Below are 21,878 nucleotides of genomic sequence, written 5' to 3'. Positions count from 1 at the left end.
TGATAGGATAAATTGGAAAGTGGTGAGAGATGTGAGTATCCAAGTTGAACTACAAAAAATTCGTAAAGAAAAGCTCGCACCTTGTTATCTCGTTTTAGGAACTGAGAAGTTTTTACAAGACCAAGTGCGTACAGAAATCCTCAAGAAAATACAAATATCAGGAGAAGATGACCTTAATTTTCTGCGATTTGATATGACTCAAGCAACGATCGATGACGTAATCGCTGAAGCAGAAACCTTACCGTTTTTCGGTGATCAACGGGTGGTTTTTGTCGAAAACCCTTATTTTTTGACGGGTGAAAAAAACAGCAACAGTATCGAACAAAACACAGATCTTTTAGTAGACTATTTAAAAGAACCGCTTGAATCAACCGTACTCGTTTTTTTTGCGCCTTATGAAAAATTAGATGAACGAAAAAAAGTCACGAAACAATTGAAGAAAACGGCGATATCGATCAATGTTCAGCAATTGAATGAAAAAGAAGTGCGACAGTATTTATTGAATACATTAGAAAATACACCGCTTACTCTAGATCGTAAAGCAATTGACCTTTTTTTACGATTGACTGATTTAGACTTATCAAAAATGATGGCAGAATTAGATAAATTGATGTTATATGGACAGAATCAATCAGCAATCTCTGCGAAAGAAATCGAACAATTAGTGCCTAAGACATTGGAACATAATATCTTTGACATGACACAATATATGCTTTCTGGAGATACGGAACATACCCTGCGATTATTTGAAGATTTAGTCACACAAGGGGAAGAGATCATCAAGATCAATGCGATCCTACTCTCCCAACTACGATTGTATCTCCAAACGAAATTTTTAGTCAAAATCGGGTACCAACAAGCAAACATTGCGGAAACTTTGAAAATCCATCCCTATCGGGTAAAATTGGCAATGCAAGAAGTTAGGAAGTTCGATGAACGAACATTAGTCCAATTGTTCGACCAATTAGTCGAGATGGACTATCAAGTAAAAAGTGGACAGATCGAAAAGAAATTGAGTTTCCAATTATTTGTGTTTCAGGCAGCTGAAAGATTAAATAATAAATAAAAACAATAGCAACACAAATACACACAGTTCGGTTGATCATCAAAGGGATCAGCCAAACTGTGTGTATTTGTGTATAGAAAAAGGAAATAAAAAAACCGGCCGTGGCCGATTTCCTTATTTAGCGATTTTTTTGCTTAAACGAGATTTGTCGCGGTTTGCTTTGTTTTTGTGGATAAGACCTTTAGTTTCAGCCATATCGATCGCTTTAACAGCGTCTTTATATAACGCATCTACGTTGTCAGCACCTGAAGCTACAGCATCCTCAAATTTTTTGATTGCAGTACGCATAGCACTAGTTTGAGATGAATTTTTTACATTCGCGTTTTCGCTTGTGCGAACACGTTTGATTGCAGATTCAATGTTTGGCATTTGTTTCACCTCCGATAAGTAAAGTTCTTACGCGTGTTACCGCATAATTCAACATTCATTATTATACCTAATGCGAGCGCGCATTGCAATATCAACATGACAAGTTTTTTTCCTTAACACGTAATAAATATCAGAGAGCGTGGATTTATGAGTGGCAGAAAAACAAAAAAACAAAAGAAAAAGCGCTGTTGTGGGAGACAACGAGCGCTTAACCAAACGTGGTTTAATTTATCTTGGTAAATAAATAATTGAATGGGATGTTTGGTACTGAAATAGTATATAACAAAGTCAACCGTTTGCAAAGTTTTTTTTGAAAAGGGATACGATTGCTTCAAATCAATGAATCATAACGTTAACATAGTTTAGTTATTTTATAACTAATTAGAATGCATGAAAAGGAGCTATTCGGGTGTTCCAATGATTTTGATGTATTCATCGATGTTTTTGATCATCATTCGTTTGATGACTAATTGATTTCGACGATTCCATTTTCCGCTAACTTCCAATACATATTTGTTTAAAGGTAAACGTAAAACATATTTTGCCAAGTAGCGATCTTTAATTAGACAATTGATTACCCGATCTTCAAGTTGGAGATTCAAACCAGTCAACATCATTGGTTGTTCTTGTAAAACATACGTATCAATCAAAAGACCTTCAAAAGTTTCCACGAGCGTCTTCCTTTCTTCTAAATCAAACATTTCGCACTTTTTTTAAAATTTCCTGCATAAAAGAGGTGCACTTACACTTAGTATAACAAAAAAGAAGCACCAAGCCAAAAAAAAGCCGAAAGAACTTGAATAATCCCAAGATCTTTCAAGTTTTTCGCCTTTTTTTATAGATATTTAAAAAAATAGTTACGTATATTAAAAATTGGCATCAAAGACGTTTTGGATTAAATCAGGAAATAGTAAGTAGGTCAATCCAATAATCAATAGAACAGCCAATAAAAACCATCCAACAGTCCCAAAGAAATATTTTAGTTTTTGCATATGCGATCACCTCAAAACTAGTATACCACGAACAAAAAAATTATCCTTTTCTCAACCACTAGATGCATCATTATTTATTAAAAGAAAACAATTGGAGAATGCAATAGGCGATTCCAGAAGCAATCACAGGGCCCGCTGCGATTCCTTTTAAGAACACAACGCCTAAGATCGTTCCAAAAACTAAAGCCACAGTGATTTGTGGATCTGTCGCAATCAAGCCAACGCCTTTAGACGACAATACAGCAACTAAGCCACCACAGAAGATCGCTACCCAACCCATAGGTGATTTGAACGCATCAAGCAAATCTTTTAAACCAATATCACCTGTAGCAATAGGCACTAAAATCGCCGCAGTAATGATCGTCACGCCAATATTGATTCCTTTCCCTTGGAGCCATGTCAAAAAATCTTTTGATGCAGGAATAAACTTAACAAGTAAAATAAAACCAGTCGCTAACATCAGACTTTGATTTTTAGCAAGGACGGCTACCAGCATGATCAACCCAAGAAATAACCAACTTTCCATCAAAAAACCTCACTTTCTAATTATTCATCATACCATTTTTTTAATACGATGCAAAAGAGTCATTAGCAAAATATTTGATCGACCATAGAAGGAACAAAAAGGTACGAAGAATTAGACGAAAAGGCAAAATGAGAAAAATACCTACGTTGATGATGTCAAAACATGTTTTTATGAGGTGAAGAATAGAGTGTCTGATTTATCATGTATACTTGATGTGAAAAAGTAACAGATCAAAAATATATAAAAAAGAAAGGGTGAATGTTTGTGAGAGTCAGTTGAAATGGCGTAATTAAATAAGAGGAGATGGGAAAAAGAGAAGAAGATTATGTGGCATGTCATTCCATACACTGATTGATCAATTAAACATACATAAAAGCTGTGACGTACTGCTTACAACAAAATTATGATAGACATAATAAAAAAGGAGGTCATTTATGAAGCGAAAACCGATCAAGAAGCGCCAAATCGTACTGATCATCACTGGCATATGCCTATTATGGATTGGAGGAACAATGTATATGGACCATTTGAAGTTAGAAGAAGAAATGATTCGAGTTGTGAATAGTGAAGAAGCAAAAATCGTTTTGGAGAAAACATTGAAAAATCTTGACTCTAAGGCGTTGACATCTGAAGGAGTGATAAAAAACTATAAAATTGATTATAAAAATATCAAGAGAAATCCAATGGGTGGGATTAGTGTACCTCTAATTATAAATGATAATAATAAGTTACTTGTTTTTAATCTACTAGATCGAAATCAGATAAACGGGGAGCTAAGTAAGCTAAAAAATGATATTGTGCGTACTACTTCTGACCTATATGAATTACTAAAAGAAGGAGGGGAAGATAGTGAAGAATACTGAAAAAGAAAAGGTTGGAATAGCCAAGCAACAATATGAAACTTTGCGCTTAAAAGAGCCTTTCTTTAAAAATGAGGATAAAGAGTTCATCGGTTACGTCTCCCACATCAACAGCAAAATCACCGGCGAACAATCCTTTATCATTACCGACAAATATGTTCCCTTATCAGCATCTCTTAGCGAAAGGGAAAGCGTAAAAGAAGTCATGGTTTTATATCGTGGTTCGTCGTTTGATTCTTCATTAGATACCAAATTAGATTGGCAGTACAATAATATTTTTACAGCTTTTCAGGTGATCAATGGTGGTGGGGCAGCAGCGATGCCTCAGCTTCAATCTTCTGTGACAACACTACAACAAACATTGGAAGCTTATCCAAATGCTGAATTTTATGTATATGGTCATTCTTTAGGATCAATGAATGCGCAATATGCGTTAGCGAGTATTTCTTCAAGTGATGCGGATCGTGTTTATGGCTATGTGTATCAGGGACCGAATATCTATGAGGTATTAACGCCTGAGCAAAAACGGCAAGCGGATTATTTGACCGCAGAGTATCGTCTTTTGAATTACATTGACTCAAAAGACTTAGTTGCGATTGGATATGGGGGAGGCAAAAAGGCAGTTGGGCAGATCGTTTATCCACTATCTGAACGGCTGGGCTTGAGGCGCACGATCGATCAACATATGTGGGGAGGTTACCAATTTGAGGAAGATGGTTCTTTATTAACAACGAATAGCAGTGGCACTGTATTAGCTGAGTATCAAAGACGATTGAAAAAAAGATCAATTGCTAGTATTAAAAGTGAATGGAGCGGACAAACATGGGGAATTTCGGCAGCTAAAGAAGTTTACCTGGATGCAGTTCAAGCGAAAAGCATTGTTTCAGAATGAAGACAGCGATTGATGAAAAAATCACTGAACTGATGACGGTCTATCAAACAGGCATCGATCAGGCGAATCAACTGTGGCAAGATACAATCGCTAATGCGCGTTCATATGGAAGCAATCTTACATAAATGGAACAAATAGAAGCGTTAGAGCGAGGAGGGGTGACTCGACAACACGTACTAATCGAACCAGTCACTGACTATGAAGCGGCGTTGAATCAACTTCGCTCGATCAAATCAAGTTACGAAGATCTGATCTACCCAATCAATCAGACGATTGATCAGCAAATACAATTGGATAGTGAATTAGCGAGCCAATTCAAGAAAGGAACATTTTAGTGATGGCTAATAATGAGTCGAAAGAAATGAAAAAAATCGAAGAAGATTATTGGCGCAAGAAAGATGAATTAGAGAATAAAATAGCGGATCTTGAAGCAGAAAAACGTTCATTTACACGCTACTTAGATCAATTAGGAGAAAAAATCCCGCTGACTCAACGAATATTTTCAGACGGAGGAACTATCGATCCTCGTATCGCGTATCGCTTGATCAATGATGCAAGCGAAGAAGGGCAATATCTTGTACGTAAAGCATTACATAGGATTGAAGACGAATTAGCAGAAAATCAGCAAAACTATCAGTCAGCTAAATTAAATCATAAAAATTAATCAATGGAAGGGAAAGAGAGCAATGTTTGATGAGCAAATAAGGGGACTAGAAAAAGCATTGATTTCTTGGTTTATTGCTAGTCATAGCCGTGCCAGTTCAGATACAAAGAAGAAGACGATCCAAGTCACGCGAGAACTCACAAACCAAGAATTAAAAGATAGGATAAAACAGTATACCGATCGCTTAACTGATGCGGCAAAAGGAGAATGGGTCGATAAGGCAACGAACGTGGTCAAAGACATAACAAAAGCTTTTAGTTAGAAAACAGAAAAATCTCTGGAACATCCATCCTCTCGCACTACCTAAACTGAGTAAACGCTGGGAACAAAAGTAACCTCTTCGAAAAATAAGGCGCAATCCATAAAAATCTGAAAAACAATTTTCGTGGATTGCGCCTTATTTCTTGAGGCTAAACAATTCTGCCCCGACCGCGATTGAGAAGTTATTTACGTTTCAATCTTTCAAGAAAATAGTCTTCTAATACACCGCCTAGTACAAAGATGAGCCAAGAGTAAGCCCAGCTTCGGGTCATAAAGGACCAAACCATGTAAACGATGAAGATGCCCGGCCAGTATAAACGTTCAAATAAACGAATCGCTTTTGCTGAGTCTCCGTACATGTGTTGAGATGCTCGTGGTCCTGGCTCATCTTCATCTGAGATAAAGAACGTGCCTTCAGCGACTTTTGAAAACCAAGTGTAGATGATGCTGACGTAGACGATAAAGAAGACGCCGAGTGCCACGGAAGCAAAGAAAAGTAATAAAGCGAATCCAATCGGTAAGCCAAAGGCTCTATTCGTCAAGATAGGTGTGACCGAAAGGATACATAAAATGATACCGAAAACTAGTCCTACTCGAAAACTTTTCGCATAGGCTTCTGTTTGTTGTCTTGCTTCGATTTTTACTTGTTGTGAATAGGGTCGATCATTTAGTTTCTTCTTACTAGCTGAATAGCTCAAACTTGTAGTAATAATCAAACCAACGCCTAAAGCGACCAGAAGAAACATTGCCAGAAAACCGATGATCTCGCTAATACCATTAGCAAAAAATAAGAGCATTCCTACAGCTAAGATACAACTAGCAATTCCTGTTGAAAGAAAAAGGGAGAAACGACGGACTTGGTTCCAAAATGAAATCACTTCATCGAGTTCAATCTCGTTTTCCCAGACTTCTTCGTCAAAAGAGAACCGAGAAAGTTCCAATTCTTGGAGGATCTCATCAATAGAACCAAATTCACTGATGACTGCACCAATGGCTTCATGCTCTGATTTTCCTTCTTCTAATAATCCGTGATACTGATCTTCCATGATTGCCAATAGGTCTTCTTTGGCTTTTTTTGTTTCAGGTGTATTCGGTACATTTAAAAATAAACTATCTAGATAATCCTTAATGGTTTTCATGTTTCTCCTCCTTGTAGAAAACGGTCAACAACGATTTTTGTTTGCTGCCACTCGTCTTTTTTTTCTTCTAATAATTTCTTCCCAGCACTACTGATTCGGTAATACGTTCGTTTCTTGCCATGGGTGACTTCGCCAGGATAAGAAAGGATCAGCCCTTGCTTTTCTAGGCGTGTAAACGCGGAGTATAAGGTTGTTTCCTTGATGATATACATTGAATCAGTTCCCTCGCGAATCTGTTTAGAGATTTCGTACCCGTAGGAATCTTCTTTGGAAAGAATCGATAAGATGATGGCATCATTATACCCACGAATTGCATCACTTGATATCACTCGATCGCCTCCTTTATAATTACTACATCTGTCGTAATAATTATAAAACAATTACTACGACAGGTAAAGTAAATAAAATGAATTACTTAGAATTCAGTCTTAGGTCTGAGTCTTTTTGGTAGAAATCGATCAGTAGAGACAATACATGTAGAAATGTAGCAATGTTCAGTCTAGATGTTTATTTCTTTTAGTCTCATTTGAGCTTTTATGAGTGATTTGGTACAATTGATATAAATATAATGAAAAGGAGGGACATATTTAATGGGCAGCTTGACTAAAATAACAGAAACAGATAATTATTCTAGATATCATATTAGCTTTAGTCATGCAATTATTTTTGTATTTTCTATCCAAGGCATCAGTGCGCTTAAAAATAGAAAAACCAATCAAAAATAAATGACCATTCAATATGTTTATTCCATTTTTAGCTAAGTACCAGATAAATGAAATAACAACAGGTCATGAATTTCTTCATGGCTTTTTTGATTGGTCTTAAGGAGCGAGAAATTGTATATTCAAGCGAATAAGATCAGTAAAAATTATAGTGGTGTACCTCTTTTTGAAAATTTGAGTTGCACACTCAATATGCAAGACAAAATCGGATTGATCGGACAAAATGGAACTGGGAAAACAACTTTTCTTCAAATGTTGATCGGATCTGAAGGTGTTGATGAAGGGACAGTTAGTAGGAAAAAAGGGCTGTCGATTGGTTATATTCCACAGAAAATTGAAAATGGCTCAATCGCTACTTTTGACTATGTGTATCAAAGCTTCAAAGACATCCAAGAATTGCAAACACAACTCAATTACTATGAAGAAAAAATGTGTATCGCAACGGAAGATCTGGACCATATCATGAAAGTATATGGCGACTTGCAGCAACGATTTGAGACGATGGGCGGATATGGATTAGAAGATCGGATCACGAGTGTTTTGAAAGGATTAGACCTTGCAGAACAAATTGAAACACCGCTCGGTCAATTAAGCGGAGGCGAACGTATTCGAGTAGAATTAGCCAAAGTATTATTACAAGAAAATGATGTCCTTCTATTAGATGAGCCAACCAATCATCTTGATCTCGACTCCGTACAATGGTTAGAAGAATATCTGAGATTGACAAATTGTGCGTTCCTCGTGATTTCCCATGATCGTGCGTTCCTTGACAATGTAGTCAAAAAAATCATGGAGATCGAGGACGGTCAGATAATCGAATATTCGGGAAATTATAGTCGTTACATGACGTTGAAAAAACAACGGATACAGGAACTTCAAAAAAATCATGAACTTCAGCAAAAAGAAATCAAACGATTGAAAGGAATGATACGACGCTATCGCCAATGGGGGAATGAAGGAGACAACGAAGCATTCTTTAAAAAAGCAAAAGAAATCGAGCGTAGATTAGAAAAAATGATACTGATAAATGCGCCTAAGGTCCCCCGCAAAAAACTAACTACAATCAGTCAAGATGATCTGTCGGGGAAAGAAGTGTGGGTTGCCAAAAATATAAAGAAAACAGTAGGTAAAAAATATTTGTTTTCAGATAGTTCGTTTAAGGTCTATCGTGGTGAGCGGATCGCCATATTAGGTAAGAATGGTTCTGGGAAATCAACGCTATTAAAAGTAGTGATGGGGGAAATAGGAGTAGATGAAGGGGCCATTAAAACTGGCGCAAGTTTGTCAATTGGCTATTTACCTCAACACTTAACGTTTGATCAACCAGAACAACGGATATTGAATTATGTTAAATACCTGATACTTGATGAACAGAAAGCACGACAAGTATTAGCGAATTTTGGATTCTTCAGTGGGGATGTTGCTAAAAGGATCAAAGATCTTTCTGGCGGAGAACAAGTAAGGCTGTACCTCTTGAAACTGTTCCAAAAGAAAATCAATGTATTGATCCTAGATGAACCAACCAATCACTTGGATATCTATGTAAGAGAAGAAGTCGAAGAATTATTGTCTACATTTACCGGTACCATTTTAGCAGTTACTCATGATCGCTATTTCTTGCGAAAGAATTTCGATCAGATCTTATTAGTGAAAGATAAAAAAATCGAAAAGTTGTTGTATGAGGATCATTCATTTTAGCTCAAAAAAGTATATAAAAAATAGTAGTAAGCTCAGCGATGCGTGAGCTTACTACTATTTTGTTTTGTTGTTGCGCTTACCAATCATTAAGCTGGTTTGCGATGAGCATATCAAATTACATTGCGATGAACCAGTAACCGATCAAGATGATCCCTAGAATGATACGATACCAGCCAAAAACAGTAAAGTCATTACGTTTCAAGTAGTTGATCAAGAACTTGATCGCAAAAATCGAAACGATGAATGAAACCACAGTACCTACTAAAAGAATAACTGTTTCTTCCATTTGGAAGCTGTTGCCATCAGCAAGGTATTTCACGATCTTTAATCCACTGGCACCAAACATCACTGGAATGCCAAGGAAAAATGAGAACTCAGTGGCAACGAAGCGGGAAGCACCAATCAGGATTGCTCCAAGGATCGTAGCGCCGGAGCGTGAAGTCCCTGGTATCAAAGCCAAGACTTGGAAAGCCCCAATCAGAATCGCTGCTTGGAAAGTCAAATCATTCAGGTTTGACCAACGAGGTGTTTTATTTTTGTTTCGCTTTTCAACAATGATGAAACCGATACCGTAAACGATCAAGGCGATCGCTACTGGTAAAAATTTATAAAAATGGGCATCTAACCAATCGTCCAATAATAAACCAATAATAGCTGCTGGCACACAAGCAACAAGTACTTTTGACCATAAAACCCACGTATCTTTTTTCTCGTTCGAGGATTTGCTAGGAGCAAAAGGGTTCAACTTGTGGAAATACAAAACAACGACGGCTAAGATCGCTCCTAATTGGATCACGACATTGAACATCGACATGAATTGTGAACTCGCATCAAGCTTGATGAATTCATCTGCTAAGATCAAATGTCCTGTACTACTGATTGGCAGCCACTCTGTGATTCCTTCAATGATTCCTAGAATCGCTGCTTTTATGATATTTGCAAAAAACATAAATTCCTTCCTTCCCAATTAAAATACAACATTTAGTATACCGTTCTTTGTTTCCAAAGCCAAATTGTTTCTTTGAGATTCATACAAAAATAAAGGACTTCAAAAAAAGTACACTGAAATCAAAAGACTTCAATGTACTTATTCAATGACTCATCACATAAATGATTCTCTTGTCTGTTGTTTTCCTTGTTCGATATAACTGGTATCGTTGACACTTTCAATTGAAAAACGACCATTTTTATAGGTTACTTTTGTGACACTACCATTTAACAATCCAGCACGAACTGGTTGAGAAGGATCGATCAAGCTAAGAAGAAAAGCAATCGTTAGGCCGTGGGAGACGACTAAAACATTGCCACCATTGTTCTTCTCACACTGATGGGCGATATCTTCAAAACCTGACCAGACACGTTCTTTTAATTCGGCATAAGGTTGCGCCCAGCCAGCAGTATCCGTCTCATAGATGGCATTAGCGATTTGTTCAAAGGTCACATCTGTGGTGAACATCTCATCGTATGTTTGAAAATTTAGTACACGAGGAATGACACCCCACATCTCCATATCGTAGCCACCTTCTAGCGAACCAAAACACCATTCACGAATCCGTTTATCAATAAAGTAAGGAATTTCTTTCCCTTTTGTATGTTCGCTTAAAACGATCCGTGCCGTTTCGATTGCTCGGCCACTGTCGCTTGAATAGGCGTAAGAAAAATCGATATCTTTTAGACCTTTACCTAAAAAATGGATACCTTCTTGTCCTTGTTTCGTCAATGGTGTGTCACACCAGCCTTGCACACGTTCAATCGTATTGAACATTGTTTTACCATGACGGACGATATACAGGGTTGTTTCACTCATGTTGAACGACCTCCTAAGTTTGATTAAGCGTTAAAAAATGGGTTTGTTTTTTTCTCGTGTTCAATCGTTGTTGGTTCTCCATGGCCAGGATAGACCACAAATTCATTTGGTAGAACAAAAAGCTGTGTCGTGATGCTATAGAGTAACTGCTCTAAATTACCGGTGTAGAGATCGGTGCGACCGATACTCCCTTTAAAGAGTGCGTCTCCAGATATCACGAAGTCATCGAAAATAAAGCTAACACTACCGGCTGAATGACCAGGTGTTGGAACGACTTCAAATGACATATTCCCAAGACGGTATTGTTTCATTTCAAATTCATATTCCGCAGGAGAAACAATGATATTATCCATATCATCATGGCGACCAAGTCCTGAGAGATTCAAGATGGGATCTCCAAGCCATTCTTGTTCTAATGGACTGACATAGACAGGGATGTCATAGGTATTTCTCAATGCTTCGACAGCGCCAATGTGGTCGTAATGCGTATGAGTCAATAAGATAGCGACAGGTTGTTGCTGGGTCTTCTTGATTTGTTCTTGGATCATTTCAGCGTCAGCTCCTGGATCAATGATCAGAAGCGCTTCGTCGTTGTAGACAAGGTAACAGTTTTCCTCGATTGTTCCAGTTTTTAATTGTAAAACATGCATAAAAGGAAACCTCCAACTTTTAAAAATTCTTTCTTCTATCGTTCGATATAAGTATAACGCAAATATGGATCAGAAACAAAAGTGTCTACTTTTATAACATCAGTTATCTGAATTGTCAGATTATATGAAAAGTGTTTAAAAATTTTAAACGGAAGAATAGAAAATTTTCATTGATTTTTCATTTACTCTTGTTACATTGAGTGTATCCAAAAATCCAAATTCTATATCCTATATCCCTGCTTATCCGAGCAGGGTGTTTTTGTTTTTTGCGAAACGGTCTATTTTGCGGTACTCTAATACAAGAAGGAGGCGACCATGGTGAAAAAATCTAAAATATCCGTCCGTCACTTAGTCGAGTTCATCTTGCGTCGCGGAAGTATCGATAATCGAAAGAAAAGTAATCATACCGCCTTGGAAGGTGCAAAAATCCACCGCAAGCTCCAAAAAGAAGCAGGCGAAGAGTATCAAAAAGAAGTGTTCTTACAAACCAGTGTACAGCTTGATCCTTATGAACTGATCGTTGAAGGACGAGCAGATGGTATCTTCAAAAAAGATGGTGTGTACCACATCGACGAAATTAAAACGTCGGAACCACGCTTTGAAGATTTAGAACCCGAACAAGTCGAATTGTTTTTTCATCAAGCAAGAGTGTACGCCTATATTTATAGTCAAGAAAACAACTTAGAGGAGATCAACCTCCAGCTAACCTATTATCAAACCACAGAAGAAGTCATCACACGGAAAGTGGAACATCAGACGAGAGAACAACTGGAAGTGTTTTTTAAAAAACTGACCGAGGATTACCAAGAGTGGCTGATTTTTCAGCAAAATTGGCGTACGGTACGTAATGCCTCATTGATGGCACTAAAGTTTCCATACGAAGAGTATCGTAAAGGACAAAGGGAACTGGCAGTTGCTGCCTATAAAACGATCCGGACAAAACAAAAACTGTTCGCGGAAGCTCCCACTGGTACTGGAAAAACGATCTCTACATTATTTCCATCCTTAAAGGCGATCGGAGAAGATGAAGGAGAACGTATTTTTTACTTAACCGCGAAAACCATTACGAGACATGTGGCTGAAGATGCGTTAGCAGCGTTAAAAGATGTTGGGGCTGAGACAAAAAGTGTGACCTTGACAGCTAAAGATAAGATTTGCTTCTTAGATGAGACCACGTGTAATCCAGACCAATGCCCTTATGCCAATGGCTATTATAATCGAATCAACGAGGGGTTATGGGATTTATTAAACCACGAAAACCAGATTACTCGTGAGGTAATTGAGAAATATGCGAAGAAACATACCTTATGCCCATTTGAACTCTCTTTAGATGTCAGTTTATGGTGTGACGTGATCATCGGGGATTACAACTATCTGTTCGACCCAACGGTTTACTTGAGACGATTTTTTGATGAAGAGAAAAATGAAGATCATCTTTTCTTGATCGATGAAGCACACAATTTAGTCAATCGTTCAAGAGAAATGTATTCTGCTGAATTATCTTATGGAAAAGCACGTAAAGTCTATGGAGAGATCCCGAAGGAATTTAAAAAACTACGTCGTCGATGGAATCGTCTTTTAAAAGCTTTTGATCAGATCCAAGAAATTGCTCTTGAAGAAGGATGGAACTATCATCATCAAAAAGCCCCAGCAGATTCATTGATCAACGCAGGGTTTCAACTCGGTGAATTTATTCAAGAATGGTTGGCTGAATATCCTGAACACCCGATGCAAGAGCAAATTTTAGGATTTTATTTTGACTTGAATCATTTTTTAAAAATCAGTGAATTCTATGACGATCACTATGAAACAACTGTAGAGAAAAGTTACCATGATTTGATCGTGAAGCAATTTTGCATCGATCCTAGTTTATTTTTAGAACAATCGTTGAATAAAGGACGGAGTAGTCTTTTGTTTTCTGCGAGTTTTTCACCACTTTCTTATTATCAAGAAACATTAGGGGGCAAAGAGAGTTTAGCGTATCGCTTACCTAGTCCATTCCCAATTGAGAATCAACAAGTACTTATAGCAAGTTATCTTGAAACGACGTATCGCAAAAGAGAGCAGAGTATGCCACGTTTAGTCGAAACGATTCAACGTTTCATTCAAGGGAAGAAGGGCAATTATATGATTTTCTTTCCTTCCTATCAATATTTGGACCAAGTCGCCGAAGTGTTCAAAGAAACTTACCCTTCGACTCGCACACTTATCCAAGGAACCCAGTTGAATGAACAAGAACGAGAAGATTTCTTAGCAGAATTTATAGTCGAACCGCAAGAAACATTAGTAGGCTTTTGTGTACTTGGCGGCATTTTTTCAGAAGGAATCGATCTACGCGGATCACGCTTGATTGGTAGTATGATCGTTGGTGTGGGCTTACCACAAATGAATCATGAGCAAGAGTTGATCAAATCTTACTATGATGAAAAAGAACAACTAGGTTTTGCTTATGCTTACCAGTTACCAGGAATGAATAAAGTATTGCAAGCAGCTGGGCGAGTAATCAGAGATATGGAAGATCAAGGCATTGTGCTTTTAGCAGATCAACGCTTTGTCTCATCAAATTATCGTAAACTTTTCCCGCCACATTGGCACCAAGCAAAAGAAGTTCGAACAGTTGAGGCACTATCACAAACTATCCATCAGTTTTGGCAAGACCACTAAAAAAGGACAAAGCAAAATGCTTGTCCTTTTTTAGTGATATCTCAATAGTACCCATGAACTAACGGTAGTTTGTAAATTGCAATTCGATCGGCAAGTCTAGTTTTCTTAAAAGTGCGATCACAGCTTGTAGATCATCGCGATTTTTACCAGTTACTCGGATCTGGTCTTCTTGGATCTGTGTTTTCACTTTTAGTTTTTCATTTTTGATCGCGGTCGTGATCTTCTTGCCATTATCGCGGTCGATCCCATTGACTAGATCAGCAGATTGGCGTGCTTTACCACCTAAAGCGTGTTCCGTTTCAGAAAAGTGGATATTTTTGATTGGCACATTGCGTTTATTCAATTTTCCAAACAAAACATCTTTGATTTGTTCGATTTTAAATTCATCGTCACTTAGCACAACTAATTTATTTGTATTCTCTAACTTGATCTCAACCGTTGAATCCTTGAAATCGAAACGGTTAGTTAATTCTTTCGTGGTTTGTTGGATTGCATTTTTTACTTCTTCAACAGATACTTCTGAAATGATATCAAAACTTGCATCTTTTGCCATAATGTCCTCCTCGTTCATTCGGTTTTCTTTTATTGTAGCATAGGCTTATTTTTTTTGTGACATCTTTACTAAAATTCTTCTCATTTAAGTAGTCGCTATTTTATTTTCTGGAAGAAACTGTTATTCTTACATTTGGAATAAACTTGAAAAGGAGAGGTGCTTGTGAGCAGATTCATGACTGTCTATCAAAGAAACGAAAATCTTAAGAAAATAGTGGTTATCTTGATGACCGGTTTGTCTGCAGCGGTGGCATTGAATTATTTTTTGATTCCAGCCAACGTCTTTTCTGCAGGAATGAACGGGATTGCCCAAATCATTGCTTCACTATTATCTGAATGGGTCCATATAGATGTCGATACTGGAACGTTTATTTTTCTATTGAATATTCCTGTATTTATACTAGGCTTTTTAAAAGTCGGAAAACGTGCAACTGTACTTAGTTTCATCAACGTTGTTTGTGTGTCAGTCATGACGACAGTTTTACCGACAGGACAGGTAACAGATAATATACTGATGAATGCATTAGTCGGTGGTGTTTTACTTGGCGTCGGTGTCGGTATTTCTCTAAAAATGGGTTTTACGACTGGTGGAATGGACATCATTTCATTGGTTCTTTCTCAAACGACAGGGAAAACCGTAGGAAACTATATGCTGATTTTAAATGGCATTATCGTCGTAGCAGCTGGCTTCCTCTTTAATTGGGAAAGTGCTTTGTATACAATCATCTCGATCTATGCAATGACTCAAGTCATCGATGCGATCCATACGAGTCACCAAAAAGTGACCGCCATGATTGTCACTGTGAAACCAGAAGAAGTGACTGCTGAAATTGCGCAACGCATGGTTCGGGGGATGACTCTCTTACCTTCAGTTGGTGGATATTCAAAACGTGAAGGAAAAATGATCATGATGGTCATCACACGTTACGAAATGTATGATCTTGATCAAATCGTCCATGAGATCGATGAAGATGCGTTCATCAATATTTTACCAACGCATTCCGTTTTTGGTCGCTTTGCCAATGAGAACGAACAAAAAATGTATCGTTCAACAGGGGTTCTTCCTGAAATCAAACATGCATCTAAAAAGGCAAAAAGCAAATAAAAAAGTAATAGGCAAACAAATCTACCTCTTTGTTTGTCACCTTTGAACCGAATAACTGGTGGAAAAAGAAATAAGTTCTTAGGAACTAAGAGGATCTATAAAAAAATTTGAAAAACAATTTGCGTAGCTGTCACCTTAGTTCTTGAGGTGAAAGACTTCTGTCCAGACCTTGCTAGCCAAATGAATATTTACAAACCTCTTAAAAAAAGGTATGATAAACAAAAATTGTGAGAAGGAGAATCCGAAGAATGAGTGAACAAAAATGGTCTGCTGAAGAAGTAGATGAAATCAAAGAGCGAATTCTCACCGCGTTAGAAATGGTGATTGACCCAGAACTAGGAATCGATATCGTGAACCTAGGTTTGATCTATGAAATCGAATTTGACCCTGAAAATGGAGATACCGTTGTTAAAATGACTTTGACAACGATGGGCTGTCCGTTAGCTGATATCTTGACTGAATCGATCCATGATGCACTAAAAGAAGTGCCAGAAGTGTCGAAAGCAGAAGTCAAATTAGTCTGGTATCCCGCTTGGACAACCGATAAAATGAGTCGTTATGCACGAATTGCGCTTGGTATTCGTTAGAAATAACTAATGATTAAATGAACGCTGAACTCTTTTATTAACTTTTAGGAAAAGTTGATAGGAGAGTTTTTTATTATGCAAAATTTTATGTCGATGATTGGCTAGAAGATAGGTTGTTTTGTGAAAAAGAGAGTAGCTTTCACTTATTTCAACTTAAGATATCCCACTGCTATTTAGCACGTCTGGTAGGGGATTTACTATGGAAGGGTCTCAGTGAATAAAGAGACTTAAACATGAAATAACCAATTATCTTTGAAAAGATAATTGGTTGAAGGCTTCAGAATTTCTCATTACTTATTCTTATTCAAGTACTTTTCCAAATACTCGATCTTTGCTAGATCCTTATGATTATTTTTCTCTGCACGGTAACTATCTTTAGCAGAACGTTGATATACTTTCAAATATTGTTCCGCTGTAGGTAAGTAAAAGGAACAGTCATCGATTCTGATTAGAGAGAGTTCATTAAGTGGAATACCTGCAAAGCCGAGAAGACTGTCCACGCTGCCAAACTGGATGTTATAAGAATCTTTTGCAAATTCATGTTCGTGTAAATCAACTAGTTGGTAATTCAACGTTTCCATAATTTTCATGATGCTTTGCCAATTGTGCAAGCGATCTTTGTCGGGTGCCTCCCAACCCCGTGGATCGCCAGGAACATGGATGTCAATGTCTCTTGGTTGCCAGTCGATATCTGTTAAGTAAGACAAGCCTAATGAACCTAGTAGTAGCGGAGTGATCTGTTGCCTGTTTAATTTTTGCGTGATCAATAAAAACTCTTTGAAATAAAGTTCCATGGATTTTCTCCTTTTCTTTGGTTGCATTTATTGTAACAAAGTAGATGTCTAATTTTCCATTTCATCCTGAAAACAAAACTAGATTCTCTCAAAAAGTGAATCTAGTTTTTTATTTCTTGTATTTAAGAAGTGAAGTTGGTGAGTAACTATAAATGTGACTATCGGAGTTGTAAAAAATTGAGTGTGAATGGCTTAGTTTTCCAATTTTTGGTACACTTGATTTACTATCAATCAGAAAGTTGGTGACAGATTGAACCTAGAAGCACAAAAATATTGGGAAAGCTTTTGCTTAAAAAATGGTGTGTCACAAGCGTCATTATATGAAATTTTTGCTTTTGGAAATACGAAAGAACACGCAGATGAATTAGCAGATCTGGTATTGGAAGGGAAGAAAACAGGGACAAGCTCAGGGTATGAGCTTTACCAAATGGATAACGAACCATTACCTAAAGTTGGTGACTACTCCGTCGTTGTGAATAGCTCTAAAGTACCGATAGGCATTATCCAGATTGTCGAAGTGTTGATCCTACCTTGGAAAGAAATCACCGAAGAACTGGCAGCTACAGAAGGTGAAGGCGACTTATCTCTTATGTATTGGCAAAAGGGGCATTACAATTATTTCAAACCTTACTATAAAGAACATGGACTATTGCTCAATGAAGAAACAAAAATCGTCTTTGAACGATTCCAACTTGTTGATCGATATTTGCCGAAAAAAGAGGAAACCAATGCGTATTAATTTAGTAGAAGAAGCAATAGAAAAGAAAAAAATCGTCCAAGAAGTCTTGAATGATTTGCCAGAATGATTTGGCTTGCCAGATTCGACACAAGAATACATCGAGAACTGCCAAAAATATCCGTTGTGGGTCTTGCAAGAAACAAATGAATCAACAGGGTTTATCAGTTTAAAAGAAACAAGTAAAGCCACCGGTGAGATCTATTGTATGGGGATAAAAAAAGCCTATCATCATCGAGGATTAGGTAAGCGATTACTAGATGAACTAGAATCCTATGCAAGAGAACATTACCTATTTTTACAAGTGAAAACGGTCGCCGAAGGGCATTACGCTATCTATGATCAGACGATTGGATTCTATCGAAGGATGGGTTTTGTTGAGCTAGAAGTGTTCCCAACCTTATGGGATGAATGGAATCCATGTTTGGTAATGCTAAAAATTCTTAACTAAAAAAGAAAGCGAAGTTGGAACTCTCGCACATGACAGTTGTCGTTCGTGGTCGTAAATGTTCGACAGAAGTCTTTACGGAGATCTTTGATGCAAAAGAAGTGTATTCGAGTAAGGAAAACAATACTCATTAATTCCAGAAACATTCTTATTGATCGGTGATCTGTGGGTGGCATTGATGGAAGATAAGCAGACAAAGCTTCTCAAAACCTACAATCATATTGATTTTCAAATCACTCCGGAACAACTTCTTTGTTATACAGAACAACTTCGTCTTCTAGACCTCAAAATTGAAGAAGGACGTTCGCGGGTATCAGTAAACATCCATGCGGGCAATCTAAATGATCGTTTGAAGAGGTATGAAGAATAACTATAAGCTTTCAGGAGTAATGGGATGATTAAAAAAGTGAAGAAACTAGACCAAGAGATAATGGACCGACTACTAGCTATTTGGTTAACGACCAATATCAGTACACATGATTTTATTGATGAGAAATATTGGTATGAGAAAAAAGCGTTGTTGAAAAAAGAATTGCCAAAAGCAGAAATTTATTATTGTGAAATGAATAGTCAGATTGTTGGCTTTATGGGCATCGTAGATGAATCTTATTTAGCTGGAATTATTGTAGAGTCAACATATCAAAATAGAAAAATCGGACAAAAATTGATTGAAGCTGCTAAAAAAGAAAAAGAACGAATAAGCTTGCATGTTTATCATAAGAATAAACGAGCGATCCGTTTCTACTATAAAAATGACTTTAGAAAAGTGGATGAACAAATGGATGAATCGACGGGTGAGAAAGAATACCTCATGGTGTGGGAAAGAAATAGACAGATTTAATGACTACAAACCATGGGCAGTCTACTAACGCCTAGGTGTAAAAAAACAAGATCAATCTTTGAAGGTGGATCTTGTTTTTTTCTATGGGATTACTAGCGATCAAGAAGTATAAACGGCAGACTTGCGAGGAAAGCGATCACTCCACAAATGAGTCCAAACAAAATGACGATGCCTACTTTTTTCGATCCGATTTCTGACCTTGTTTCTTTGTTTACGTAGAGGTGCTACTTCTTTGTTTTCCATGAATGCGACAATTTCTTTGTAGGTTTTGATATTCTCTTGTTTTGAGTCCCTCAACTTTTATTGAGCCGTACATGCTGGCGATCCAAAAGATCAAGGGAAGGGCTAATCGCCAATTACCGGGTAAAAATAAGGATGGGCCTACTGAAATCAAGGTGAGAAGCATGAAAACTAGCATGATCTTAGTATATTTGTTCAGTTCAGTAAGGGTAACATTTTCTTTCATCTTTTCTATATCTCCTTTGATTCATTCATCCAAAGAAACGTCAAATAGGACACTCAGCAATAATAAATTATGAATATCAGGATAGCTACGTTCATTCTCCCAGTTTGAAATCGTTTGTCTTGAAACATATAATTTTTCGGCTAATTCTTCTTGGGAGAAAGCTAGTTGTTTGCGATATTTTTTTATTTGATGACTTAAGTCCATAGTATCCGCTCCTTCTTATCTCAGTGTGATCGAAGAGGTCAAAATCGACGATCAAAGGTTTTTGTCATTGCCAGATTTAGCATGTAAAAAGTCTTTGACATGCTTTAAAATGCTGTTTTGTCTGTATTCTTAGTTTTTTGTTATGTAACTGGCGGATCATTGCTTTATTAAAAACCATACGTTTTTTTTGAATAAACTAACGATCCCTTGAATTTATGATATCATACACTTAATCCTCAAAGGATTAATGGATTGGAGGAATGGTTTTGGAGAAGTCAACAAGTGTAGAAAAAAAGAAAGTTTATTTTTTATGTACAGGAAATTCTTGCAGAAGTCAGATCGCTGAAGGGTATGGCCACGAATATCTGGAAGATCAATTTGAAGTTCGTAGCGCGGGAGTAGAGACACATGGATTAAATCCACGTACAGTAAAAGTGATGGAAGAAGATGGCATCGACATTACGAGTCAAACTTCAGACTTGATTGATCCAGATTATTTTAGCCATGCGGACTTGATCATTACGCTTTGCGGAGATGCGTTAGATAAATGCCCAGTGATTCCTGCTCATATCCGTCATGAATATTGGGATCTAGAAGATCCGGCAAAAGCTACTGGTACAGAAGAAGAGATTTTTGCTGAATTTAGAAAGACCCGCGAAATCATCAAGAAAAAAATAAAGGATATGGCTAACTAAGGAAAAAACGCCTGTCGATAATTAAGAATATGCAGTATTTTTTTGGCAACGAGAATTCAATGGATGATTGAATGGAAGAAAAAGATGCCTTTGCAATTGTAAGCGTACCAAAGTGAGTACCGCTAAATGAATGACTTGCTCAAAAAAGTGTATAGTGATATGTGGTTTTCAGTCAAGACATGGAATGAAAATCGTTGAATCAAGTGGATAAAGACGAGTAATGATCTAGAATGTATATTCATTCTAGGATATTACTCGTCTTTTTTTTGAAAATCAGGCATACTAGAATTATAGTTGGATTGGAAACGTTTTAAAACGAATGTATTTTTAATAAGGAGAAGAAGATGAGACCAAAGTCAAAAGAGGAGTTATTGATACTTGCAACTAAAAATTTCGAAAAATTGCAACAGTTGATCGATTCAATACCTGTGGAACAAAGGGAAGCAACATTTGATTTTGAGGAAGTATTTCTTGAAAAAAGAAAAGAAGCACATTGGCGAAGAGATCAAACGATCAAAGACGTGTTGATCCATTTGTACGAGTGGCATTCTTTATTATTAACATGGGTAAAAAGTAATCAATTGGGAGAAGGCGTATCTTTTTTGCCGGAACCCTATAATTGGCGAACGACAGCCGAGATGAATCGTGGCTTTACAAAAAAACATCAGTCTACTACGTTACGTCAAGCGTCTGACTGGTTGAAGGAAAGCCATGCAGAAGTGATGTTACTGGCGAAAACCTTCGATGACGATCAACTGTTCCAAAAAAACCAGTATTCTTGGGTGGGGAATACAACGCTTGGCAGCTATTTCGTTTCTGCTACTTCGAGTCATTATGATTGGGCAATCAAAAAAATCAAACAAAGTCAAAAGTAGAAGCAAAAACAAAAGGGAAATTAAGTGAAACAAGAACAAAAAAATAGGAATCAATAGGATTCCCATTTTTTCAAAATCGTTCTTTTTAGTACCAACCGTTAGCTAACCAGAAAGCTTTGGCTGCATCCCAAGAACCATAACGAGAAGCAACATATTGTTCTGCCACTCTTTCTTGATTGGCAGCAGAGTAGTCACCGTTCAAGTAAGAAGAGTCTAATTGGTAACGGCCGATATAACGTCCGTTTGTTGCTGTATAAGAACCGCT

Annotated in this window: 31 protein-coding genes; 17 read left to right on the top strand and 14 right to left on the bottom strand. The window is 37.3% G+C overall.

Going from position 1 to position 21,878, the window contains the following annotated elements:
- Positions 1-19 precede the first annotated feature (19 nt).
- Positions 20-1,066 (top strand): DNA polymerase III subunit delta, encoded by a 1,047-nt coding sequence (holA, locus tag ACH0AK_RS12520; protein WP_041684194.1) that lies wholly within the window; start codon positions 20-22, stop codon positions 1,064-1,066.
- A gap of 114 nt (positions 1,067-1,180) precedes the next feature.
- On the opposite strand, the gene rpsT is transcribed toward holA, so the two are convergent.
- The 4 genes from rpsT to ACH0AK_RS12500 all read right to left on the bottom strand — a co-directional run bounded on the left by rpsT (position 1,181) and on the right by ACH0AK_RS12500 (position 2,953).
- Positions 1,181-1,435, bottom strand: a complete 255-nt coding sequence (gene rpsT / locus ACH0AK_RS12515) for a 30S ribosomal protein S20 (protein WP_010735647.1) — start codon at positions 1,433-1,435, stop codon at positions 1,181-1,183.
- A gap of 401 nt (positions 1,436-1,836) precedes the next feature.
- Positions 1,837-2,106 carry a hypothetical protein gene (locus ACH0AK_RS12510; protein WP_010735646.1) on the bottom strand — a complete coding sequence of 90 codons (270 nt, stop codon included), beginning with the start codon at positions 2,104-2,106 and terminating at the stop codon, positions 1,837-1,839.
- Between the two features lie 195 nt (positions 2,107-2,301).
- Positions 2,302-2,427 (bottom strand): hypothetical protein, encoded by a 126-nt coding sequence (locus tag ACH0AK_RS12505; protein ID WP_010735645.1) that lies wholly within the window; start codon positions 2,425-2,427, stop codon positions 2,302-2,304.
- A 70-nt stretch (positions 2,428-2,497) separates the two neighbouring features.
- A complete protein-coding gene (locus ACH0AK_RS12500; RefSeq protein WP_010735644.1) occupies positions 2,498-2,953 on the bottom strand; it encodes a DUF441 domain-containing protein in 456 nt (151 codons plus the stop codon).
- A gap of 434 nt (positions 2,954-3,387) precedes the next feature.
- On the opposite strand from ACH0AK_RS12500, the gene ACH0AK_RS12495 reads away from it, so the two are divergent.
- Genes ACH0AK_RS12495 through ACH0AK_RS12470 form a run of 6 tightly spaced genes read left to right on the top strand, consistent with a single transcriptional unit; the run spans position 3,388 to position 5,631 of the window.
- A complete protein-coding gene (locus ACH0AK_RS12495) occupies positions 3,388-3,816 on the top strand; it encodes a DUF1310 family protein (protein WP_062805341.1) in 429 nt (142 codons plus the stop codon).
- Positions 3,803-4,705 carry an alpha/beta hydrolase family protein gene (locus ACH0AK_RS12490; protein ID WP_499796944.1) on the top strand — a complete coding sequence of 301 codons (903 nt, stop codon included), beginning with the start codon at positions 3,803-3,805 and terminating at the stop codon, positions 4,703-4,705. Before ACH0AK_RS12495 ends, ACH0AK_RS12490 begins: the two co-directional genes overlap by 14 nt.
- Entirely contained in the window at positions 4,702-4,830 is a 129-nt protein-coding gene (locus ACH0AK_RS12485) for a hypothetical protein (RefSeq protein ID WP_438846484.1), read from the top strand. The genes ACH0AK_RS12490 and ACH0AK_RS12485 overlap by 4 nt, the downstream gene beginning before the upstream one ends.
- The gene (locus ACH0AK_RS12480) at positions 4,831-5,040 is read left to right on the top strand and encodes a hypothetical protein (RefSeq protein ID WP_137072339.1); all 210 of its coding nucleotides are present in this window, start codon (positions 4,831-4,833) and stop codon (positions 5,038-5,040) included.
- 2 nt (positions 5,041-5,042) lie between these two features.
- Positions 5,043-5,369 carry a hypothetical protein gene (locus ACH0AK_RS12475; protein ID WP_010735641.1) on the top strand — a complete coding sequence of 109 codons (327 nt, stop codon included), beginning with the start codon at positions 5,043-5,045 and terminating at the stop codon, positions 5,367-5,369.
- Between the two features lie 22 nt (positions 5,370-5,391).
- Positions 5,392-5,631, top strand: coding sequence for a hypothetical protein (locus ACH0AK_RS12470; RefSeq protein ID WP_010735640.1), 240 nt, complete (start codon positions 5,392-5,394; stop codon positions 5,629-5,631).
- Between the two features lie 181 nt (positions 5,632-5,812).
- Here the strand turns inward: ACH0AK_RS12470 and ACH0AK_RS12465 are convergent, their stop codons facing one another.
- Both ACH0AK_RS12465 and ACH0AK_RS12460 read right to left on the bottom strand, forming a co-directional pair.
- Positions 5,813-6,769: a permease prefix domain 1-containing protein gene (locus tag ACH0AK_RS12465; protein ID WP_137072341.1), complete on the bottom strand. Its 957-nt coding sequence runs from the start codon at positions 6,767-6,769 to the stop codon at positions 5,813-5,815.
- Complete coding sequence (locus tag ACH0AK_RS12460) at positions 6,766-7,098, bottom strand: PadR family transcriptional regulator (protein ID WP_019723123.1); 333 nt, start codon at positions 7,096-7,098, stop codon at positions 6,766-6,768. Before ACH0AK_RS12460 ends, ACH0AK_RS12465 begins: the two co-directional genes overlap by 4 nt.
- 507 nt (positions 7,099-7,605) lie before the next feature.
- On the opposite strand from ACH0AK_RS12460, the gene abc-f reads away from it, so the two are divergent.
- Positions 7,606-9,189, top strand: coding sequence for a ribosomal protection-like ABC-F family protein (gene abc-f, locus ACH0AK_RS12455; RefSeq protein ID WP_023519546.1), 1,584 nt, complete (start codon positions 7,606-7,608; stop codon positions 9,187-9,189).
- A 115-nt stretch (positions 9,190-9,304) separates the two neighbouring features.
- Here abc-f and ACH0AK_RS12450 read toward each other — a convergent pair whose 3' ends face one another.
- The 3 genes from ACH0AK_RS12450 to ACH0AK_RS12440 form a co-directional block, all read right to left on the bottom strand.
- Positions 9,305-10,138: an undecaprenyl-diphosphate phosphatase gene (locus tag ACH0AK_RS12450; protein WP_010735635.1), complete on the bottom strand. Its 834-nt coding sequence runs from the start codon at positions 10,136-10,138 to the stop codon at positions 9,305-9,307.
- A 153-nt stretch (positions 10,139-10,291) separates the two neighbouring features.
- Positions 10,292-10,996 carry a histidine phosphatase family protein gene (locus ACH0AK_RS12445; protein WP_010735634.1) on the bottom strand — a complete coding sequence of 235 codons (705 nt, stop codon included), beginning with the start codon at positions 10,994-10,996 and terminating at the stop codon, positions 10,292-10,294.
- A 23-nt stretch (positions 10,997-11,019) separates the two neighbouring features.
- Complete coding sequence (locus tag ACH0AK_RS12440) at positions 11,020-11,646, bottom strand: MBL fold metallo-hydrolase (RefSeq protein ID WP_010735633.1); 627 nt, start codon at positions 11,644-11,646, stop codon at positions 11,020-11,022.
- A 315-nt stretch (positions 11,647-11,961) separates the two neighbouring features.
- Between ACH0AK_RS12440 and ACH0AK_RS12435 the strand changes: the two genes are divergently transcribed.
- Complete coding sequence (locus tag ACH0AK_RS12435; protein WP_010735632.1) at positions 11,962-14,310, top strand: ATP-dependent DNA helicase; 2,349 nt, start codon at positions 11,962-11,964, stop codon at positions 14,308-14,310.
- Positions 14,311-14,368: 58 nt separating this feature from the next.
- Here the strand turns inward: ACH0AK_RS12435 and ACH0AK_RS12430 are convergent, their stop codons facing one another.
- The gene (locus tag ACH0AK_RS12430) at positions 14,369-14,863 is read right to left on the bottom strand and encodes a YajQ family cyclic di-GMP-binding protein (RefSeq protein ID WP_019723741.1); all 495 of its coding nucleotides are present in this window, start codon (positions 14,861-14,863) and stop codon (positions 14,369-14,371) included.
- A 174-nt stretch (positions 14,864-15,037) separates the two neighbouring features.
- Here ACH0AK_RS12430 and ACH0AK_RS12425 point away from each other — a divergent pair, with 174 nt between their 5' ends.
- Together ACH0AK_RS12425 and ACH0AK_RS12420 are read left to right on the top strand one after the other, a co-directional pair.
- Complete coding sequence (locus tag ACH0AK_RS12425; RefSeq protein ID WP_034691361.1) at positions 15,038-15,967, top strand: YitT family protein; 930 nt, start codon at positions 15,038-15,040, stop codon at positions 15,965-15,967.
- Between the two features lie 248 nt (positions 15,968-16,215).
- Positions 16,216-16,554 (top strand): metal-sulfur cluster assembly factor, encoded by a 339-nt coding sequence (locus ACH0AK_RS12420; protein ID WP_019723739.1) that lies wholly within the window; start codon positions 16,216-16,218, stop codon positions 16,552-16,554.
- A gap of 290 nt (positions 16,555-16,844) precedes the next feature.
- Here the strand turns inward: ACH0AK_RS12420 and ACH0AK_RS12415 are convergent, their stop codons facing one another.
- Positions 16,845-17,348, bottom strand: a complete 504-nt coding sequence (locus ACH0AK_RS12415; protein ID WP_023519548.1) for a hypothetical protein — start codon at positions 17,346-17,348, stop codon at positions 16,845-16,847.
- A gap of 250 nt (positions 17,349-17,598) precedes the next feature.
- Here ACH0AK_RS12415 and ACH0AK_RS12410 point away from each other — a divergent pair, with 250 nt between their 5' ends.
- The 4 genes from ACH0AK_RS12410 (at position 17,599) to ACH0AK_RS12395 (ending at position 19,373) form a co-directional block, all read left to right on the top strand.
- Positions 17,599-18,087 (top strand): ASCH domain-containing protein, encoded by a 489-nt coding sequence (locus ACH0AK_RS12410; RefSeq protein ID WP_010735623.1) that lies wholly within the window; start codon positions 17,599-17,601, stop codon positions 18,085-18,087.
- 73 nt (positions 18,088-18,160) lie between these two features.
- On the top strand, positions 18,161-18,535 hold the full coding sequence (locus ACH0AK_RS12405; protein WP_226076392.1) for a GNAT family N-acetyltransferase: 375 nt from the start codon (positions 18,161-18,163) through the stop codon (positions 18,533-18,535).
- 175 nt (positions 18,536-18,710) lie between these two features.
- Entirely contained in the window at positions 18,711-18,902 is a 192-nt protein-coding gene (locus tag ACH0AK_RS12400; protein ID WP_023519549.1) for a VOC family protein, read from the top strand.
- Between the two features lie 24 nt (positions 18,903-18,926).
- Positions 18,927-19,373 (top strand): GNAT family N-acetyltransferase, encoded by a 447-nt coding sequence (locus ACH0AK_RS12395; protein WP_023519550.1) that lies wholly within the window; start codon positions 18,927-18,929, stop codon positions 19,371-19,373.
- A 211-nt stretch (positions 19,374-19,584) separates the two neighbouring features.
- Here the strand turns inward: ACH0AK_RS12395 and ACH0AK_RS12390 are convergent, their stop codons facing one another.
- Entirely contained in the window at positions 19,585-19,839 is a 255-nt protein-coding gene (locus tag ACH0AK_RS12390) for a hypothetical protein (protein WP_023519551.1), read from the bottom strand.
- Between the two features lie 21 nt (positions 19,840-19,860).
- A complete protein-coding gene (locus tag ACH0AK_RS12385) occupies positions 19,861-20,043 on the bottom strand; it encodes a helix-turn-helix transcriptional regulator (RefSeq protein ID WP_010735618.1) in 183 nt (60 codons plus the stop codon).
- 266 nt (positions 20,044-20,309) lie between these two features.
- On the opposite strand from ACH0AK_RS12385, the gene arsC reads away from it, so the two are divergent.
- Both arsC and ACH0AK_RS12375 read left to right on the top strand, forming a co-directional pair.
- Positions 20,310-20,738 carry an arsenate reductase (thioredoxin) gene (arsC, locus tag ACH0AK_RS12380; RefSeq protein ID WP_499796943.1) on the top strand — a complete coding sequence of 143 codons (429 nt, stop codon included), beginning with the start codon at positions 20,310-20,312 and terminating at the stop codon, positions 20,736-20,738.
- A 344-nt stretch (positions 20,739-21,082) separates the two neighbouring features.
- On the top strand, positions 21,083-21,613 hold the full coding sequence (locus ACH0AK_RS12375; protein WP_023519553.1) for a ClbS/DfsB family four-helix bundle protein: 531 nt from the start codon (positions 21,083-21,085) through the stop codon (positions 21,611-21,613).
- An 85-nt stretch (positions 21,614-21,698) separates the two neighbouring features.
- Here the strand turns inward: ACH0AK_RS12375 and ACH0AK_RS12370 are convergent.
- A partial coding sequence (locus ACH0AK_RS12370; RefSeq protein ID WP_499796942.1) for an aggregation-promoting factor C-terminal-like domain-containing protein occupies positions 21,699-21,878 on the bottom strand: 180 nt, incomplete at its 5' end.

It is taken from the genome of Enterococcus pernyi (genome assembly GCF_045371165.1).
In the GTDB taxonomy this organism is placed as follows: Bacteria; Bacillota; Bacilli; order Lactobacillales; family Enterococcaceae; genus Enterococcus_B; species Enterococcus_B pernyi.
The sequence above is the reverse complement of the archived record's forward strand: the minus strand, read 5'-3'. Positions and strand labels throughout refer to the sequence as shown.

Excerpts from the sequence above, each read along its gene's own strand:
- rpsT (WP_010735647.1), bottom strand. The coding sequence starts at position 1,435 with ATGCCAAACATTGAATCTGCAATCAAACGTGTTCGCACAAGCGAAAAC.
- ACH0AK_RS12505 (WP_010735645.1), bottom strand. The coding sequence starts at position 2,427 with ATGCAAAAACTAAAATATTTCTTTGGGACTGTTGGATGGTTTTTATTG.
- ACH0AK_RS12500 (WP_010735644.1), bottom strand. The coding sequence starts at position 2,953 with ATGGAAAGTTGGTTATTTCTTGGGTTGATCATGCTGGTAGCCGTCCTT.
- ACH0AK_RS12495 (WP_062805341.1), top strand. The coding sequence starts at position 3,388 with ATGAAGCGAAAACCGATCAAGAAGCGCCAAATCGTACTGATCATCACT.
- ACH0AK_RS12485 (WP_438846484.1), top strand. The coding sequence starts at position 4,702 with ATGAAGACAGCGATTGATGAAAAAATCACTGAACTGATGACGGTCTAT.
- ACH0AK_RS12480 (WP_137072339.1), top strand. The coding sequence starts at position 4,831 with ATGGAACAAATAGAAGCGTTAGAGCGAGGAGGGGTGACTCGACAACAC.
- ACH0AK_RS12475 (WP_010735641.1), top strand. The coding sequence starts at position 5,043 with ATGGCTAATAATGAGTCGAAAGAAATGAAAAAAATCGAAGAAGATTAT.
- ACH0AK_RS12470 (WP_010735640.1), top strand. The coding sequence starts at position 5,392 with ATGTTTGATGAGCAAATAAGGGGACTAGAAAAAGCATTGATTTCTTGG.
- ACH0AK_RS12465 (WP_137072341.1), bottom strand. The coding sequence starts at position 6,769 with ATGAAAACCATTAAGGATTATCTAGATAGTTTATTTTTAAATGTACCG.
- ACH0AK_RS12450 (WP_010735635.1), bottom strand. The coding sequence starts at position 10,138 with ATGTTTTTTGCAAATATCATAAAAGCAGCGATTCTAGGAATCATTGAA.
- ACH0AK_RS12445 (WP_010735634.1), bottom strand. The coding sequence starts at position 10,996 with ATGAGTGAAACAACCCTGTATATCGTCCGTCATGGTAAAACAATGTTC.
- ACH0AK_RS12440 (WP_010735633.1), bottom strand. The coding sequence starts at position 11,646 with ATGCATGTTTTACAATTAAAAACTGGAACAATCGAGGAAAACTGTTAC.
- ACH0AK_RS12435 (WP_010735632.1), top strand. The coding sequence starts at position 11,962 with ATGGTGAAAAAATCTAAAATATCCGTCCGTCACTTAGTCGAGTTCATC.
- ACH0AK_RS12430 (WP_019723741.1), bottom strand. The coding sequence starts at position 14,863 with ATGGCAAAAGATGCAAGTTTTGATATCATTTCAGAAGTATCTGTTGAA.
- ACH0AK_RS12425 (WP_034691361.1), top strand. The coding sequence starts at position 15,038 with ATGACTGTCTATCAAAGAAACGAAAATCTTAAGAAAATAGTGGTTATC.
- ACH0AK_RS12420 (WP_019723739.1), top strand. The coding sequence starts at position 16,216 with ATGAGTGAACAAAAATGGTCTGCTGAAGAAGTAGATGAAATCAAAGAG.
- ACH0AK_RS12415 (WP_023519548.1), bottom strand. The coding sequence starts at position 17,348 with ATGGAACTTTATTTCAAAGAGTTTTTATTGATCACGCAAAAATTAAAC.
- ACH0AK_RS12400 (WP_023519549.1), top strand. The coding sequence starts at position 18,711 with ATGGAAGATAAGCAGACAAAGCTTCTCAAAACCTACAATCATATTGAT.
- ACH0AK_RS12395 (WP_023519550.1), top strand. The coding sequence starts at position 18,927 with ATGATTAAAAAAGTGAAGAAACTAGACCAAGAGATAATGGACCGACTA.
- ACH0AK_RS12390 (WP_023519551.1), bottom strand. The coding sequence starts at position 19,839 with ATGAAAGAAAATGTTACCCTTACTGAACTGAACAAATATACTAAGATC.
- ACH0AK_RS12385 (WP_010735618.1), bottom strand. The coding sequence starts at position 20,043 with ATGGACTTAAGTCATCAAATAAAAAAATATCGCAAACAACTAGCTTTC.
- ACH0AK_RS12375 (WP_023519553.1), top strand. The coding sequence starts at position 21,083 with ATGAGACCAAAGTCAAAAGAGGAGTTATTGATACTTGCAACTAAAAAT.